The organism is Microbacterium sp. Y355 (assembly GCF_059445345.1).
Window position 1 is genome coordinate 1,319,779 of the sequence record NZ_JCAIUD010000001.1, and the last position, 17,185, is coordinate 1,336,963.

The window sequence follows — 17,185 nt, forward strand, 5'->3', positions numbered from 1 at the left end:
AATGGTGACCCCCGAGCCCACCAACACAGAGGCCATCCGCGTCATCGGCCGTTTCGAAGCCGGACGCGGGATTCCCGACGAGATGCGTGCGGATGTCCGCATGCTCGGCGCCCTTCTCGGCCAGGTGCTGCGCGAATGCGGCAGCCCCGGCCTGTTCGAAGACGTCGAACGCCTACGCCTGGCGACAATCCAGGCATACGACGAAGAGAGCACCCACGCGTTCGAGCGCGCCACCGAAATCGCTGACTCATTCACGGTCGCGCGCGCTGATGAAGTTGCTCGCGCGTTCACCTGCTACTTCCACCTGGTGAACCTCGCTGAGGAGCACCAGCGCGTGCGCATCCTCCGCGAGCGCGCAGGCCGCCCCGGCCGCGAGGGAGCCGCAGACACGGTCGCCACCGCGTACGCGCAGCTGCGGCGCGAAGTCGGCGATGACGAAGCACAGCGTCGACTCGAGAGCCTGCGCTTTCAGCCGGTCTTCACGGCGCACCCCACCGAAGCCCGCCGCCGGGCGGTGTCTGCCAGCATCCGTCGTCTGTCTGAACTGTTGACCCAGCACGACAACACAAGCGATGGCGGAGCCGAACAGCACCGCGCACATCGCCGGATGCTGGAAGAAGTCGACACGCTGTGGCGCACCGCGCCCCTGCGCTCGAGCAAGCCTTCGCCCACCGACGAGGTGCGCACGGTGATGTCGGTGTTCGATGAGACGCTCTTCACCACCGTCCCGCACGTCTACCGCCGTATTGACGATGCCCTCCGCGGCGAGGAGTCCGGCGCGAGCGCCCCGGTTGTCCCGGCTTTCGTACGGATCGGCTCTTGGGTCGGCGGTGACCGCGACGGCAACCCGTTCGTGACAGCATCCGTCACTCGCGAAGCAGCACAGATCGCCTCTGACCACGTGCTTCGCGGTCTGGAACGCGCGATCGAGCGCATCGGCCGCGGACTGACGCTCGACGCGGAAGGCACTCCGCCGAGCAACGCGGTTGTCGCGCTCTGGGAGGCGTTCTCTGCGTCCGACGAGACCACCGCCGCGGAGATCGCCGCACGCTCCCCAGAGGAACCGCATCGTCGTGTGCTGCTGGCCCTTGCGCGACGCGTCGCTGAGACTCGCCTCAAACTGGACGGCGGATACAGCGCACCAGAAGAGCTACTCGCCGATCTGCGCGCAGTGCAGGATTCGCTGGCGGCATCCGGTGCGAAGCGCCACGCATTCGGTGGCATCCAGCATCTGATCTGGCAGGTCGAGACCTACGGCTTCCACCTCACCGAGCTCGAGGTCCGCCAGCACTCGCAGGTGCATCGTGAGGCTCTGGCCGAGCTCGATGCTGGCGGCGCGCTCAGCGAGCGGACCGAGGAGGTCCTCGAGGTCTTCCGCGCGGTCTCCGATATCCAGCACACCTATGGTCTTCGTGCTGCGGGCCGCTACGTCGTATCGTTCACGACATCGGCAGCCGACCTCGCCAACGTCCACCGCCTCGCCCGCTATGCGCTCGGCGATGATGTTCCCGCTCTCGACGTCGTGCCGCTGTTCGAGACCTTCGCTGACCTGCAGGCAGCCCCCGGGATCCTCGCCGAGGTCGTCACTTTCCCGGAGTTCCAGGCGCGCCTTGTCGAGACGGGAAACCGCTTCGAGGTCATGCTCGGCTACTCCGACTCATCGAAGGACGTCGGCCCCGTCGCCGCCACTCTCGCGCTCTACGAGGCGCAAGAGAAGATCGCCCTGTGGGCGAAGGATGCCGGCATCGAGCTGACCCAGTTCCATGGTCGCGGCGGTGCTCTCGGCCGTGGCGGTGGGCCGGCGAACTCCGCGATCCTCGCGCAGCCGCCGCACTCCGTCGACGGACGCTTCAAGCTCACCGAGCAGGGCGAGACCATCTTCGCCCGCTACGGCGAGCCCGCCATCGCCATGCGGCACATCGATCAGGTCGCCGCGGCCACACTGTTGGCATCATCCCCTGGTGTCGAAGAGCGCACAAGCAGTGCCGCGGCTCGTTTCGCGGATGTCGCGAAGGTGATGGATGCCACATCACGCGAGCGCTTCTTCTCACTCGTGAAGGCAGAGGGCTTCGCACCCTGGTTTGCCACGGTGACCCCGCTGGAGGAAATCGGCCTGTTGGCTCTGGGCTCGCGCCCTGCCCGTCGCGGGCTCTCGGTGGAATCTCTCGAAGATCTTCGGGCGATCCCCTGGGTGTTCGCGTGGACGCAGGCACGCATCAACCTGGCCGGCTGGTTCGGTCTGGGTACGGCGCTCGAGGCTGTCGGGGACGAAGCTCTTCTCAAGGACGCATACCGCGAGTGGCCGCTGCTGCGCACCATGATCGACAACGTGGCGATGAGTCTCGCGAAGACGGATGAGCGCATCGCGCGTCGCTATCTCGCGCTCGGTGATCGCGATGACCTCGCACAGTTGGTGCTCCACGAGCTGACTCTGACGAAGGAATGGGTCATCCGTCTCACTGGCGGAGGCGCACTGCTCGAGAACAAGCCGATCCTCCAGCGCGCGGTGACGCTGCGCAGCCCCTACGTGGATGCGCTGTCGCTTCTGCAGCTTCGCGCGCTGCGCGAACTGCGCGCAGCCGGGTCGAGCACAACCGGTTCCGGTTCTGCGGAAGAGCAGCAACGGTTGCTCCTACTCTCGGTCAGCGGCGTTGCCGCAGGCCTACAGAACACCGGGTGAACACCGCCTGATCTTCGGGCACAACGCCCCGTGTAACGTGCCGGAAACTTGCGGGGTAAAGTGAGAACTCGTGCCCGACCCGGTACACCTTTTCGCGCGACACGATCGCCCCTCAGCCACACTCTTCAGAAAGCCGTCCCGCGTGACCGCAACCCACACCGAATTTCACCCGCTCGCCGCTGCCGTGCAGCCCGTCTTCGACACCGTGCTCGCCCGCAGCCCTCACGAGCCGGAGTTCCACCAGGCCGTGCACGAGGTGCTGCACTCGATCGCTCCCGTGCTCGAACAGCACCCGGAGTACGTCGACGGCGGCATCCTGGAGCGACTGGTCGAGCCGGAGCGGCAGATCATGTTCCGTGTGCCGTGGGTGGATGACTCAGGCAAGCTGCACGTGAACCGCGGCTATCGCATCCAGTTCTCCTCCGTGCTCGGCCCGTACAAGGGCGGGCTGCGTTTCCACCCTTCGGTGAACCTGTCGATCATCAAGTTCCTCGGCTTCGAGCAGATCTTCAAGAATGCGCTCACCGGTCAGGGCATCGGCGGCGGCAAGGGTGGATCGGACTTCGACCCGCACGGGCGCTCCGATGCAGAGGTCATGCGCTTCTGCCAGTCGTTCATGAACGAGCTGTACCGCCACCTCGGCGAGCACACTGACGTCCCCGCCGGAGACATCGGTGTTGGTGGACGCGAGATCGGCTACCTCTTCGGCCAGTACCGCAAGGTCACCAACCGCCACGAGTCGGGTATGTTCACCGGCAAGGGCACCGGCTGGGGCGGTGCCGAGGTACGCACCGAGGCCACCGGCTACGGCGCAGTGTTCTTCGCGCAGGAGATGCTCGCGGTGCACAACGAGTCGCTCGCGGGCAAGCGCGTTGGCATCTCTGGCTCAGGAAACGTCGCGATCTACGCCATTCAGAAGGCCACTCAGCTGGGCGCGACTGCCGTCACGGCATCCGATTCCTCCGGCTATGTCGTCGATGACGCGGGTATCGACCTCGAGCTGCTTCGCCAGATCAAAGAGGTCGAACGCGGCCGCATCGTCGAGTACGCGAACCGTCGTCCTAGTGCACGCTTCGTCGAAGGTGGCAGCGTCTGGGACGTGCCCGTCGACATCGCGGTGCCGTCCGCAACGCAGAACGAGGTCAGCCTCGCAGATGCCGAAGCACTGATCGCGAACGGCGTGCGTGCCGTTTCTGAGGGCGCAAACATGCCGTGTCTGCCGGAGGCCGTCGAGGCATTCCAGCAGGCCGGTGTCCTGTTCGCACCGGGCAAGGCCGCGAACGCCGGCGGTGTGGCCACCTCTGCCCTCGAGATGAGCCAGAACGCCTCGCGTCAGCGCTGGACCTTCGGCGACAGCGAGAACAAGCTGCGCGAGATCATGTCCGACATCCACGACGCCGCGTTCACGGCTGCCGAGAAGTACGGCGTTCCCGGTGACTACGTCGCCGGCGCCAACATCGCCGGTTTCCAGCGGGTCGCCACGGCGATGCTCGCTCAGGGCGTCATCTGACACCTTCGCGGGATGACACCTGCACGATCATGTGACGGATGCACGAGAAATCTTCAGGATTCCTCGTGCATCTGTCATTTTATCGGACAACTGTCGGGCGCGGACTGGGCACTCACGCCGGGTGGTCGTCTGCATGCCGGGCGAGAGAGCGGGCGTACCGCTCGGTGAGCTGAACCATGACGTCCGGGGTGTCCCGGTCGACGCCGAAGACGTAGCCGGGGAAGTCGAGTTCCCGCTGCGCGGCGGCGATCTCCTCATGCCGGTCTGGGGGCAGCACCAGCAGCGGATCGCCGACAGCGACCCAGCCGATCGGAACTACAGCATCCTCCGGCAGCACCGTCCGCAGATGCACGACGGCATTGATCCGCACCTCCGCGCGGTCACCGATCTGGGCACCGTTGAAGACGCGCGTCCCGGTGGCGAGGAACACTTCGTTTCCGATCACCGCGCCAGATATGGATGCACCTGGTCCGATCAGCACGTGATCGCCGATGTGCACCGGATTCGCGGAGCTGGCACGCACGATCGCGTTCTCCATCACAATCACGTGCTCGCCCAGCGTGATAGGTCCGCCTTCTGCCGTGATCACGGCGCCGTGCAACACCTGACAGTCCGCGCCGATCTCCACGTCTCCGGAGATCACGGCGGTGGGCGCGACGACGGCGGTCTCATGGATCCGGGGCCGGGCCCCCAGGTGCTCATACAACATGAGGTCAGCGTAGTCCTCGCTATGCGATGGCTGCCGCATTCCCACTCAAGAGTTGCCGGTGCAGATCGTGGAGGTTCTCGGCGTAGTACGTGAAGTCGTCCCGGACCGTCGGCGCGTCGCCGTTCGGACGAGGAACATACGCAGTGCGCATTCCCACCGCTGCCGCAGCGCGGAGGTCCCAGGCGTGCGCCGCGACCATGATCGGGGGCCGCGAGTCGGACGGAACGCTCGCGATGGCGGCCTCATAGATCCGCGGAGCAGGCTTGTAGCTCTGCACATCCTCGCCGGAGATGATCTGATGCCACCTCAATCCAGCGTGAGAGCTGAGACCGGCGAGCGACTTTCTGCTCGCGTTGGACAGGCCCATGACCGTCATGACCTTCGCCAGTCGGTTGACGCCTTCGATCGTGTCGTGCCATGGGGTGAGGCGCTCACCCGCGGCGTAGAGATCTGACACGCTTCGCCCCGGTTTGAAGGCCCAGGTCCTGGCCAATTCGTCGAGCGCTTCGCGATCCAGGATGTCACTGCTCACGAAGGCACGCCGATCGGCGACGATCTCCTCCTGCTGCGCTTCGACGTGCGCGAGCCACGAGGACAGCGCAGGGCCCATCGCGTCCTCACCTGCCGCAATAACCGACGTCATCTGTTCGAGCAGACTCCCCCGTTGATCCACGAGCGTACCGAGCACGTCGAAGACCAGGGTCTCTCGAACGAAAGCGCTGCCTGTCATTTCACGGCGACCGGCTCGGGGAACATCGCAGTGAACAGCATGCCCACCCACTCCAGCAGCTGCGCATCGGTCGGCGCTTCACCGCTGGGCCGAGGCAACGGCACGACGAGCGCTTCTCCCCCGGCAACGAGCTTCGCTGTGGGATACAGACGCTGCAACCGCACCTTCATCGAATCTTCGAAGTGCGCCGGTGCGACCCGCAGATTCGAGCCCATCACCACGACATCGCTGAGCCCGGCCTTGGCCGCACGTCGGCGCAGGCGCGCGATCTTGATGAGCCCCTCGACCTCTTCAGGAGCGGTGCCGTAGCGATCGGTGAGCTCCTCAATCACGAGGTCGATGGCGTCATCCTTCGCAGTCGCCGCAGCCGCCGCAGACAGCTTCTGATATGCCTCAAGGCGCAGGCGCTCGCTGTCGATGTAGGTCTCGGGGATGCGGGCATCCACCGGCAACTCCATTCGCAGCTCGTTACCGGTCTCAACATCCTCGCCGCGGAACGTCGCAACGGCTTCGCCGACCATCCGCAGATAGAGGTCGAACCCGACACCGGCGATGTGACCCGCCTGCTCGCCGCCGAGCATGTTGCCCGCACCGCGCAGCTCGAGGTCCTTCAGCGCCACCTGCATTCCTGAGCCGAGCTCGTTGTTCACGGCGATCGTCTGCAGACGGTCAGCGGCCGTCTCCGAAAGCGGCTTCGAATCGTCGTAAAGGAAGTATGCGTATGCCCGCTCACGACCGCGACCGACGCGCCCACGCAGCTGGTGCAGCTGGCTGAGGCCGTATTTATCCGCCTTGTCGATGATGATCGTGTTCGCGTTCGAGATGTCGAGGCCAGTCTCGACGATCGTGGTCGAGACGAGCACGTCGAATTTGCGCTCCCAGAAGTCGTCGACGACCTGCTCGAGCTGGTGCTCGCCCATCTGTCCATGAGCGACGCCGATTCTCGCCTCCGGCACGAGTTCGGCGAGCTCGCTCGCCACTCGCTGAATCGACTGCACCCGGTTGTGAACGAAGAAGATCTGCCCCTCACGCAGAATCTCGCGCCTGATCGCCGCGGCCATCTGTTTGTCGCTGCGGGGGCCCACGAAGGAAAGAATCGGATGCCTGTCCTCCGGCGGCGTCGCCAGCGTTGACATCTCGCGGATGCCGGTGACTGCCATCTCGAGTGTGCGCGGGATCGGCGTGGCACTCATCGCAAGGATGTCGACGTTCGTCTTCAGCTTCTTCAGCTTGTCCTTGTGTTCGACACCGAAGCGCTGCTCCTCGTCGATGATGAGCAGGCCCAGATCCTTGAACATGACCTGATCAGTGAGGATCCGGTGCGTGCCGATGACCATGTCGACCGAGCCGGCGAGCAGCCCCTCGAGCGTGAGGCGGGCGTCCTTGTCAGTCTGGAAGCGCGACAGCGCCCGAACCTTCACCGGGAACCCGGCGAAGCGCTCGGTGAACGTCTCGATGTGCTGCTTGACCAGCAGCGTGGTCGGCACGAGCATGGCGACCTGCTTGCCGTCCTGAATTGCCTTGAACGCAGCCCGCACTGCGACCTCAGTCTTGCCGAAGCCGACGTCTCCGGAAAGCAGCCGATCCATCGGGATCGGCTTTTCCATGTCGGCTTTGATCTCGTCGATCGTCTGCAGCTGATCTGGGGTCTCCGCGAACGGAAATGCCTCTTCCAACTCCCGCTGCCAGGGGGTATCGGGGCCGAATGCGTGGCCCTTCGCCGACATGCGCGCCGAGTACAGCTTCACGAGCTCGACGGCAATGTCGCGTACAGCGCGGCGTGCTTTGCCCTTCGCCGCGGACCAGTCGCTACCGCCCATCTTCGAGAGCGTGGGCGCCTCCCCGCCGACGTATTTCGAGAGCAGATCGAGCTGATCCGTGGGCACGTAAAGCTTGTCGCCGGGGAACCCGCGCTTGGACGGCGCGTATTCCAGCACCAAGTAGTCGCGGGTCGTCTTCGTGGGGTTTCGCCCACCGGAGGAGACTTCGCGCTTTGTCATCTCGACGAAGCGTGCGATGCCGTGTGTGGCATGCACGACGTGGTCGCCGTTTTTGAGCTGCAGCGGGTCGACGACGTTCTTGCGACGCGAGGCGAGCTTCTTGACGACCCGCTGGTCTCCGCTGATCGTACGGCCGTAAAACTCGTTGTCGGTCAGGACTGCGAGCTTCGCCTCCGGCACTTGGAATCCGGATTCGAGCGCGCCGAGCACAAGAGTCGCGACGCCAGGGTCCGGGGCGTCAATGAGCGTGTCAACGATACGAGCGGCGAGGCCGCGGTCGGAGAGCACATCCCTGGCGCGGTCGACAAGTCCCGTGCCGGAGGCGACGACGACCACTCGCCAGCCGTCGCTGAGGCGGGACGCGACGAAATCGATCGCGCCGTCGACGTTGCCATGGAAAGACGGGATGATCGATGAGTCGATGTTCGCGGCATCCGCGTCGTCGGTCGCGAATGGACTGAACCGCCACCAGACGCCGTCGCGCTCACGGACGATCTCGCGCAGGCGCGCGACGGTGAGGAAGTCACCGGCACCAAGATCGATCGGCGCGGATGCTCCAGATGTCGCTGCACTCCACGCGGCATCGAGGAACTCACGGTTCGTGTCGCCGAGGCTCTGCGCCCTGGCGCTCGAGCGCTCGGGGTCAACGAGGGCTGTCGCTGTGCCAGGCGGGAAGTATTCGGCGAGCGACTTCAGCGGGCCGGAGACCGCGGGCAGCAGCGATTCCATACCTTCGACGGGGATGCCCTCTGCCATCTTCTCCAGCATCCCGGCGATCGCGGGGAAACCGGCGATGAGCGCGCGCGCACGATCGCGCACCTCCGCCGTGAGCAGCAACTCACGGGTCGCAGGCAGATCCACTCGGTCGACATCACCGGGCAGCGATCGTTGATCCGCAATCGAGAATGCACGTATTTGGTCGATCTCGTCGCCGAAGAACTCGACGCGATACGGATGCTCGCTCGTCGGAGGGAACACATCGAGGATGCCGCCGCGCACGGCGAATTCACCGCGACGCGACACCATGTCGACGCGCGAGTATGCGCGCTCGACAAGCTGCTCGACGGCGTCGTCCAGTTCGAGGTCACGACCGCCGAGAACGAGCGCCAGCGGCGCGGTGTCGCCGAGGTTGCTGGCGATCGGCTGCAACGCTGCGCGCACCGAGGCGACGACGATGAGCGGACGTGGGCCCTCCCAGGTCGTGATGCGGCGGAGCGTCTCGAGGCGTCGGCCAACCGTGTCAGGACTCGGACTCAATCGCTCATGCGGCAGCGTCTCCCATGCAGGAAAGCTCAGGATCTCGGCATCCGGCACATAGGAGCCGAGCGCCGCCGCGAGAGATTCCGCTCGTCGCCCGGTGGGTGCAATGACGAGCATGGATGCGGGATGCCCCGCGCTAGTGCGTTTCTCCAACAGCCCCGCGATCGTCGGCGCGTCGAGGCCGTCGACGAGGCCGAGGTCAGCGTCGGTCTGCGCCCAGGCGAGGGCGTCGTGGTACAGAGTCGCCCTTTCCAAGGCGCGGAGAATCCCCGGAACAGTCACCTGAAGAGTCTAATGCGCGCCTCAGACAGCGGCTCTCATATGATGCCGTGATGGAACAGGTCACGCTGCACACGGAACGCCTCACCCTCCGCGCCCCCGCCACCGCTGACGTCGATGCGATCACGGCAGCGTGTCAGGATCCGGAGATCCCCCGGTGGACCACCGTTCCGAGCCCGTACACGCGTGAACACGGCGAAGGCTTCGTGAAGCTGGTCACCGAGTCGTGGGAATCCGGAGAAGAGAGCGTCTGGGGCGTCTTCCATCACGAGGTGCTCGTCGGAATGATCGGCCTGCATCACATCACCCCGCACGCCAGCGGCGGATCGACTGAGATCGGGTTCTGGGCGACAGCCGAGTCGCGAGGCCGGGGATTCATGGTCGAGGCGTCACTCGCCGTGATCGACTGGGCCTTTACCGAGCTGAAACTCGCCCGCATCGCCTGGCGCGCCGTTGCCGGCAACATCCCTTCCGCACGCACGGCGCGCGCCCTCGGCTTCCACTACGAAGGGCTGATGCGGAAGGCGCTCACCAGCCCGCGTGGTCGTGACGATGGCTGGGTCGCGGGGCTTCTGCGCGATGATGACCGCGCTCCGGTCGAGTGGGCGATCCTTCAGCCCTGATCACGAGCCGATCCGGTCATAAAGCATCACTACGCGCTCGCTGCCGAGCCAAGGGGGGCCGCAGAGCCAGCGAATCGGCAAGGGCGACGGCGGCGAGCAGATTTCTGGACACGTGACAAGGAGAACCTGGACACCCGTTCAGACCACTCGATTCCCGACGTGATCGGGGGTATGATCGCTTCCACATCGCTGTTGGAGGAGGAGAGATGAGCGGCGTCAGTGTGCGCGCAGACAAGTCGGGTCTCGACAAGTTCGCGCGACGACGACACGAGCTCGCGGACGCCGCGCTCGCTGCAGTTGCTGCCCGTGGCTTCGCGCAAACCGGACTGCGAGACGTCGCCGCCCACACGAGTCTCTCCCTCGGCATCCTGCACTACTACTTTCAGGACAAGGACGATCTGATCGGCCAGGCGATCTGGCAGTACAAGTCGGAGTGCGCCAGACGCTATGACGAGATCGTCGAGACGTCCCGCACCGGGACCGAACTCGCCGAGCGATTCGGGGCAGAAATGTCAGCGACTCTCCGCGATGAAGCCGACATGCACCGTCTCTGGTACGACCTGCGCAACCAGTCGCTCTTCGACATCGGTTTCCGCGACACGATCATCGCGATCGACAAACTCCTCAGCGATATGGTGTGGGCCGTGATCGAACGCTACTGCGAACTCGAGAACGCAACGCCCACTGTCGACGCTGTCTCCGCGTACGCCCTGTTCGACGGCATCTTCCTCAACTCTCTGATCGCGCTCCTGCGCGGCGATCTCGACGCCATCAAGCGGGTCGAGATCGCCAGCATCCGACTGTTACACGGCGCGGTCTGACGCACGTCGGGCCTCGCTCGCTGTGCACAGCAACGCCACTGGACAGTCTTCCCTCCTGTCGGATGCCGGTGACATGATGAAGACATGCCGGAGATGCCGGAGGTTCAGGGGCTCGTCACGTTCCTCGGCGAGCGCGCCGTCGGACGCACGATTACACGCACGAGCATCGGCGCCATTGCTGCGCTGAAGACCTACGACCCGCCGAACACTGCCCTGCACGGGGCGACGATCACGGCATCCGCTCGTCTCGGCAAGTTCATCGTGCTCTCTTGCGGCGAAGACCTTCATCTCGTGTTCCATCTCGCCAAGGCGGGCTGGCTGCGCTGGTATGAACTGCTGCCGACGACGCTGATCAAGCCGGGGAAGTCACCGATAGCGCTCCGCGTCGCCCTCAATGACGACAGCGGGTTCGATCTCACAGAGGCGGGGACGAAAAAGTCACTCGCCGTTTATGTGGTGCGTGATCCGCAGGATGTGCCGGGCATCGTCCGGCTCGGTCCGGATCCGCTGGACGAGTCGTTCGACCGATCCACATTCGCAGCTCTGTTGGAAGGTCGTCGCACGCAGATCAAGGGCCTCCTGCGCGACCAGTCCGTGATCGCAGGTATCGGCAACGCCTACTCGGATGAGATTCTGCACGCCGCACGCATGTCCCCGTATGCGATCGCCGCGACGCTCGGCGATGACGAGACCGAGCGCCTGTTCATCGCGATGAAGGCGACGCTTAAGGATGCTGTGGCCGCAGCATCCGGGAAGCCGCCGGCCGATCTGAAGGATGCCAAACGACGAGGGATGCAGGTGCACGCTCGACGGGGTGAGGCCTGCCCGGTCTGCGGCGACACTGTGCGCAGCGTGTTCTTTGCCGACAGGTCGTTGGAGTACTGCCCCACCTGTCAGACCGGTGGGAAACCACTCGCCGATCGACGGCTTTCGCGACTGTTGAAGTGATCCCTCGGCGGGTTCAGGAATCGATGGACCGGACACGGAATGAAATGCGCGCGAGCGTGTTGAGTACACTGAGCATCAACGTGCTCCGGGGTCGGTGAGAATCCGAACCGGCGGTGACAGTCCGCGAGCGCTTCGGTTTTCCGAAGTGCCGATCCGGTGAAATTCCGGTACCGACGGTGATGCGAGAGAAATCTCGCTAGTCCGGAAGGGAGGCAGCACGATGCGCGCGAGCGCGCCGTCTGTCACCCCCGGAGTGAGAAACCAAGGGACGACGGATGACAGTGCACGAGACAGAACGCCACGCGATGATGCGCGCGCTCGCACTCGCAATGCGCGGCCCCCGGGGCGTCAACCCTCAGGTCGGCGCAGTCATCCTCTCCCCCAGCGGCGAGATCCTCGCCGAGGGTTGGCACCACGGCGCTGGCACGCCGCACGCTGAAGTCGACGCGCTGTCGAAGCTTCCTGAAGGAGCTGCGCGCGGCGCGACAGCGGTCGTCACCCTCGAGCCCTGCAATCACACTGGCCGCACCGGCCCGTGTGCTCTCGCCCTCATCAATGCGGGGATTTCGCGCGTCATCTACTCGCTCGATGATCCGGGTGCTGTCTCCGGCGGCGGAGCCGAGCGACTTCGGAACGCCGGGGTCGAGGTCGAATCCGGTGAGCAGTCTGACGCTGCCCACGCCATGATCGCCGATTGGTTGACCGCACACAGGCTGGGCCGCCCGCACGTCACAGTGAAATGGGCGCAGAGTCTCGACGGGCGCGCAGCCGCGAATGACGGTACGAGCCAGTGGATCACCGGACCCGTCGCCCGCGCCGATGTGCATCGCCGACGCGCAGAAGCAGACGCGATCGTCGTGGGTACCGGAACCGTACTCGCCGATGACCCCGCGCTGACTGCACGCGACGGCGACGCCCTGTACGCGCATCAGCCAATCCCGGTGATCATCGGCTCGCGTGCAACCCCGGCGGATGCAGCCGTACGCCGTCACCCCCATGAGTCCCTCTTCTACGACACCCACGACCTGCACGCAGTGGTCACTGACCTTCATGGCCGCGGCATCCACCGCGTCTTCATCGAGGGCGGCCCGACGCTCGCCAGCGCATTCATCGCGGCCGGACTCGCCGATAGCGTGCTCGCATACATCGCACCGGTCTTGCTGGGCGGCGATCGTCTCGCACTCGCCGACATTGGTGTGCCCACCATCGACGACGCGCGCCGGCTCACGATCGACGAGTGGATTCCGCTCGGGCCCGACATGCTTGCCGTCGCCCATTTCACAGAACCGCAGAACGAAGGAGTCCGCTGATGTTCACCGGAATCATCGAGGAGATCGGTGAGATCACCGCCATCGCACCGTCGGGTGACGGCTGGCGCCTCACAGTTCGCGCGCCGAAGGCGACGCACGACCCCGTGCACGGCGAGTCCATAGCAGTGTCCGGAGTCTGCCTGACGGTCGTCGGCTCGAGCGCAGACACCTTCGACACCGACGTCATGAAGCAAACGCTCGATGTATCGGCACTTGCCACGGCGTCCGTGGGCACGAAGGTCAACATCGAGAAGGCGATGCCGGTCGGCGCACGGCTCGGCGGTCACATCGTCCAGGGCCACGTCGACGGCACCGGCGTTGTGGTCGACGTGCGTCCTGGCGCCGAGTGGAGCGTGCTGCGCATCTCGCTGCCCACAGATCTGGCCCCTCTGGTCGTCGACAAGGGATCCATCTCCGTCGACGGCACCTCGCTCACCGTGAGCGCAGTGAGCGCAGCCTCAGCGGATGACGCGTGGTTCGAAATCTCCCTTATCCCGGAGACGCTCACCGCCACTACTCTCGGATCCCGCATCGTCGGCGACCGCGTGAACCTTGAAACCGACATCCTCGCCCGTCACGTCGAGCGCCTGCTCGCGTTTCGGGCTATCTCGGAAGGAGGCTCGCGATGAGCCTTTCCACTATCGAAGAAGCCCTTGAGTCGCTGCGTGCGGGCCGTCCGGTCCTTGTCGCTGATGATGAGAACCGTGAGAACGAGGGCGACGTCATCCTCTCGGCCGAACTCGCCACCCCGGAATGGGTCGCGTGGACTGTGCGCTGGTCATCCGGTTTCATCTGCGCACCGATGCCGGCCGATCTGGCCGACACGCTGAACCTTCCGCCGATGGTGGAGACCAATGAGGACGCTCGCTCGACCGCCTACACCGTCAGTGTGGATGCCGCTGAGGGAGTCACAACCGGCATCAGCGCCCACGACCGCGCACACACGCTGAATGTGCTCGCGAATCCGGCCTCGACGTCGACCAGTGTCATCCGGCCTGGTCACGTGCTGCCGCTGCGCGCCGTCGACGGCGGCGTGCGCGAACGCAGCGGGCACACCGAGGCCGCCGTGGATCTCATGCGACTTGCTGGCCTGCAGCCGGTCGGCGCGATCGCCGAGGTCGTTGCCGAGGACGGCAGCATGATGCGCATGCCTGGCCTCATCGAACTGGGTGAGCGTGACAGCGTGCCGGTCATCACGATCGAACAGCTGATCGCGCATCTCAACGAGATCGACCCACTGGATGCCCCCGTGACCTCGTCACGAGAGGGCCGCCGTCGCGTGAGTCTGCGAGCGGATGCCACGGTGCCGACCTCACATGGCACCTTCCGGTTCCTCGCCTACAAGGACCGCGTGACCGGAACCGATCACATCGCAGTCGTATCGGGAGAACTGGGTGACACGGCTCTCGTGCGCGTGCACTCGGAGTGTTTGACCGGTGAGGCATTCGGATCGCTGAAGTGCGAGTGCGGTCCACAGCTGGACGCCGCGCTCAACGCGATCGAGAAGGACGGTGGCGTCGTGATCTACATGCGCGGCCACGAGGGTCGAGGCATCGGTCTCATCAACAAGCTGCGGGCCTACAGTCTTCAGGAAGAGGGACTCGACACCGTCGATGCGAACCTCGCCCTCGGCTTGCCCGCAGATGCTCGCGAATATGCGGCGGCGGCCGGCATCCTTGGTGATCTGGGCATCTCGAAGATCCGTCTGCTGACCAACAACACCGACAAGGTGAACCAGCTGCGCGAACTCGGCCTCGACGTCATCGAGCAGGTGCCGCTGATCGTCGGCGTCGGACCAAACAACCACCAGTATCTCGAGACCAAGCGTGACCGCATGGGCCACATCATCGGCGACGCCGATCTGGCTGCTGCGCTCGCCCTCGGAAAGGACAACGCATGAGCGGCGCAGGAGCCCCCACAGCAGCGGGTCAGATTGACGCGACGGGACTGAACGTCGTCATCATCGCCGGCACCTGGCACGACGTGATCACCGATGGGTTGATCGCGGGGGCCGAGCGGGTACTCAACGCGGCGCGCGCAACGCACCGGCTCGTGCGCGTGCCTGGGTCATTCGAACTGGCGGTCGCGGCCCAAGCCGCATTCGCCGGTGGAGCGGATGCCGTCGTCGCCCTCGGCGTCATCATCCGCGGTGGCACCCCGCACTTCGAGTACGTGTCGGCGGCGGCGACCGACGGCCTCACCCGAGTGTCGTTGGATGCCGGCAAGCCGGTCGGCTTCGGTCTGCTGACCCTGGATGACGAGAAGCAGGGACTGGACCGTGCCGGCATCGAGGGATCGAAGGAAGACAAGGGCGCCGAGGCTGCGGATGCCGCACTGCGGACGGCCCTGGTCCTCAAGACACTTCGCGGCTGAGCCGCACGCCCGCTGACTGGGCCGGCACACTTGCAGGGCCAAATCACACCTGCAGGGCGATTCCTCGGCGTTTCGCCCTGCATCCGTGCATCGGACCTGCAGGTGTGCCGTGGGTAGCGCACAGGTGAGTCTCCCCTTGCTGGCGGAAATCCGGGGTCAGGCCTACTCTGAGGGCATGGAAATCCTGCGCCACGTCGTCGTTTTCATCCACCTCATCGGCTTCGCCACGCTCTTCGGAGCCTGGGCTGTGCAGGCCTTCGGCGGCAAGCGTGAATTCACCCGCTTGATGAGCATCGGCCTGAGCATCGCGGCCGTCGCCGGCCTGATCCTCGCCGCCCCGTGGGGCATCGAGGGTGAGATGAACTACGCCAAGATCGGTGTGAAGCTCGTCGTGCTGCTCGTCATCGGTGCCCTGCTCGGCATCGGCACATCCAAGCAGCGCAAGACCGGCAGCGTCGCGCCCGCGCTGTTCTGGCTCGTCGGCATCCTCACCCTCGTCAACGCGGGTATTGCTGTTCTCTGGAACTGATAGCGCTGATGGCGCCTCGCGGATAACAGTCGCGCATCGCTCGTGACGACAGGCCGCAGCCGCCGACAGCAACCACTGCATCTTCCCTATAATCGACCCGTTGCCGTAACGCGCGCCCATCACCGAGGCTGAGGCGCGCACCCACACGAGACGCTCCACCAATATTGGGCTGGAACCGATCTGCGGCTAATTCATCCATGCCTCACGTTCGGAGAATCTCATGCGCTATCTGCTTCGTACCGCCGTCGTCCTTTCTGCTACCGCACTCGTACTCACCGGCTGCGCCGCCGGTGACGGCGGTGAGTCCGGTGGTGACGCCGGTGCGCTGAAGGGCTCCGGTAGCGGCGACAGCTGCGTGATCGACGGGACCGTCCCCGTGGGTGCGGCGCTGAGCCTGACCGGCGGTGCCGCCAGCTACGGCGAGTCACAGCAGAAGGGTCTCGAACTCGCGCTGGAAGAGCTCAACGCCGGCGAGGGAGTCGCCTACGACCTCACGATCGAAGATGATGGCACCGACCCGCGTCAGGCCATCAGCGTCTTCGAGGGGTTCGCCGGCAACGGCACCAGCGTCGTCATCGGCCCGACCCTCTCCAACACCGCTTTCCAGGCACAGCCCGTCGCACAGGAAGCCGGCCTCCCGGTGCTCGCGATCTCGAACACTGCCGAGGGCATTACCGCCCAGGGTGACTTCGTCTTCCGCGACTCGCTCACGGAGGGCCAGGTCATCCCGCAGACGATCGAGGCTGCCACCGAAAAGCTCGGCCTCGAGAAGGTCGTCGTGATGTACAGCAACGACGACGCATTCACCGAGTCCGGCTACGACGTCATGTCGTCCTCTCTCGAAGAGCAGGGCGTCGAGATCCTCGACACCCTGACCTTCTCGGTCAGCGACACCGACTTCCGCAGCCTGCTGACGGCCGCGAAGGAGCTCAAGCCCGACGCGATCGTCGTCTCGGCTCTCATCGAGGCAGCCATCCCGCTTGTCACCCAGGCCCGCGAACTCGGCATCGACCAGCCCATCATCGGCGGCAACGGCTTCAACAACCCCCAGCTGATGGCAGACGCCGGCGACGCTGCCGAAGGCGTCATCGTCGGTGCTGCCTGGAACTCGGCATCCGACAGTCCCGAGAACACCGACTTCATGGCGGCATTCGAGGAGAAGTACGACTCGGCGCCCGACCAGTTCGCGGCCCAGGCATACACCGGCCTGAAGGTCATCGACCACGCGGTCCGCATGAACTGCTCCGGCGAGCGCACTGACGTGCAGGACGGCCTCACCCAGGTGAAGGATCTCGCGACCCCGCTGGGCTCGCTGACCATCAACGCCGACCGTGACGCCGAGCACCCCGCGGTCGTGCAGATCGTCAAGGATGGCTCTTTCACGGTCATGAACTGACCGACTCCCCCTCCCTG

At 65.3% G+C, this 17,185-nt stretch carries 14 protein-coding genes and 1 riboswitch; of the genes, 11 read left to right on the forward strand and 3 right to left on the reverse strand.

Annotation, left to right across the window (positions count from 1 at the left end):
• Position 1 precedes the first annotated feature (1 nt).
• Positions 2 to 2,680 carry a phosphoenolpyruvate carboxylase gene (locus tag AC1C2O_RS06535; protein WP_495429619.1) on the forward strand — a complete coding sequence of 893 codons (2,679 nt, stop codon included), beginning with the start codon at positions 2 to 4 and terminating at the stop codon, positions 2,678 to 2,680.
• Positions 2,681 to 2,822: 142 nt separating this feature from the next.
• Complete coding sequence (gene gdhA, locus AC1C2O_RS06540; protein WP_495429620.1) at positions 2,823 to 4,190, forward strand: NADP-specific glutamate dehydrogenase; 1,368 nt, start codon at positions 2,823 to 2,825, stop codon at positions 4,188 to 4,190.
• Positions 4,191 to 4,302: 112 nt separating this feature from the next.
• Here the strand turns inward: gdhA and AC1C2O_RS06545 are convergent, their stop codons facing one another.
• The 3 genes from AC1C2O_RS06545 to mfd are packed head-to-tail and all read right to left on the reverse strand — an operon-like array spanning position 4,303 to position 9,171.
• Positions 4,303 to 4,899, reverse strand: a complete 597-nt coding sequence (locus AC1C2O_RS06545) for a gamma carbonic anhydrase family protein (RefSeq protein WP_495429621.1) — start codon at positions 4,897 to 4,899, stop codon at positions 4,303 to 4,305.
• Between the two features lie 19 nt (positions 4,900 to 4,918).
• Positions 4,919 to 5,629 (reverse strand): haloacid dehalogenase type II, encoded by a 711-nt coding sequence (locus tag AC1C2O_RS06550; RefSeq protein ID WP_495429622.1) that lies wholly within the window; start codon positions 5,627 to 5,629, stop codon positions 4,919 to 4,921.
• Complete coding sequence (gene mfd / locus AC1C2O_RS06555; protein ID WP_495429623.1) at positions 5,626 to 9,171, reverse strand: transcription-repair coupling factor; 3,546 nt, start codon at positions 9,169 to 9,171, stop codon at positions 5,626 to 5,628. Before mfd ends, AC1C2O_RS06550 begins: the two co-directional genes overlap by 4 nt.
• A gap of 50 nt (positions 9,172 to 9,221) precedes the next feature.
• Here mfd and AC1C2O_RS06560 point away from each other — a divergent pair, with 50 nt between their 5' ends.
• The 9 genes from AC1C2O_RS06560 (at position 9,222) to AC1C2O_RS06600 (ending at position 17,168) form a co-directional block, all read left to right on the forward strand.
• Positions 9,222 to 9,791 carry a GNAT family N-acetyltransferase gene (locus tag AC1C2O_RS06560; protein WP_495429624.1) on the forward strand — a complete coding sequence of 190 codons (570 nt, stop codon included), beginning with the start codon at positions 9,222 to 9,224 and terminating at the stop codon, positions 9,789 to 9,791.
• Positions 9,792 to 9,997: 206 nt separating this feature from the next.
• The gene (locus AC1C2O_RS06565) at positions 9,998 to 10,612 is read left to right on the forward strand and encodes a TetR family transcriptional regulator (protein ID WP_495429625.1); all 615 of its coding nucleotides are present in this window, start codon (positions 9,998 to 10,000) and stop codon (positions 10,610 to 10,612) included.
• An 84-nt stretch (positions 10,613 to 10,696) separates the two neighbouring features.
• Complete coding sequence (locus AC1C2O_RS06570) at positions 10,697 to 11,560, forward strand: Fpg/Nei family DNA glycosylase (RefSeq protein WP_495429626.1); 864 nt, start codon at positions 10,697 to 10,699, stop codon at positions 11,558 to 11,560.
• Between the two features lie 77 nt (positions 11,561 to 11,637).
• Positions 11,638 to 11,782: riboswitch (FMN riboswitch) on the forward strand.
• Between the two features lie 53 nt (positions 11,783 to 11,835).
• A complete protein-coding gene (ribD, locus tag AC1C2O_RS06575) occupies positions 11,836 to 12,870 on the forward strand; it encodes a bifunctional diaminohydroxyphosphoribosylaminopyrimidine deaminase/5-amino-6-(5-phosphoribosylamino)uracil reductase RibD (RefSeq protein WP_495429627.1) in 1,035 nt (344 codons plus the stop codon).
• Positions 12,870 to 13,499: a riboflavin synthase gene (locus AC1C2O_RS06580; RefSeq protein WP_495429628.1), complete on the forward strand. Its 630-nt coding sequence runs from the start codon at positions 12,870 to 12,872 to the stop codon at positions 13,497 to 13,499. Before ribD ends, AC1C2O_RS06580 begins: the two co-directional genes overlap by 1 nt.
• The gene (gene ribA, locus AC1C2O_RS06585; RefSeq protein ID WP_495429629.1) at positions 13,496 to 14,770 is read left to right on the forward strand and encodes a GTP cyclohydrolase II; all 1,275 of its coding nucleotides are present in this window, start codon (positions 13,496 to 13,498) and stop codon (positions 14,768 to 14,770) included. Before AC1C2O_RS06580 ends, ribA begins: the two co-directional genes overlap by 4 nt.
• Positions 14,767 to 15,243 (forward strand): 6,7-dimethyl-8-ribityllumazine synthase, encoded by a 477-nt coding sequence (ribH, locus tag AC1C2O_RS06590; protein WP_495429630.1) that lies wholly within the window; start codon positions 14,767 to 14,769, stop codon positions 15,241 to 15,243. The genes ribA and ribH overlap by 4 nt, the downstream gene beginning before the upstream one ends.
• Before the next feature lie 175 nt (positions 15,244 to 15,418).
• On the forward strand, positions 15,419 to 15,772 hold the full coding sequence (locus tag AC1C2O_RS06595; protein WP_495429631.1) for a Fe-S protein: 354 nt from the start codon (positions 15,419 to 15,421) through the stop codon (positions 15,770 to 15,772).
• Between the two features lie 220 nt (positions 15,773 to 15,992).
• Positions 15,993 to 17,168 carry an ABC transporter substrate-binding protein gene (locus AC1C2O_RS06600; protein ID WP_495429632.1) on the forward strand — a complete coding sequence of 392 codons (1,176 nt, stop codon included), beginning with the start codon at positions 15,993 to 15,995 and terminating at the stop codon, positions 17,166 to 17,168.
• Positions 17,169 to 17,185 lie beyond the last annotated feature (17 nt).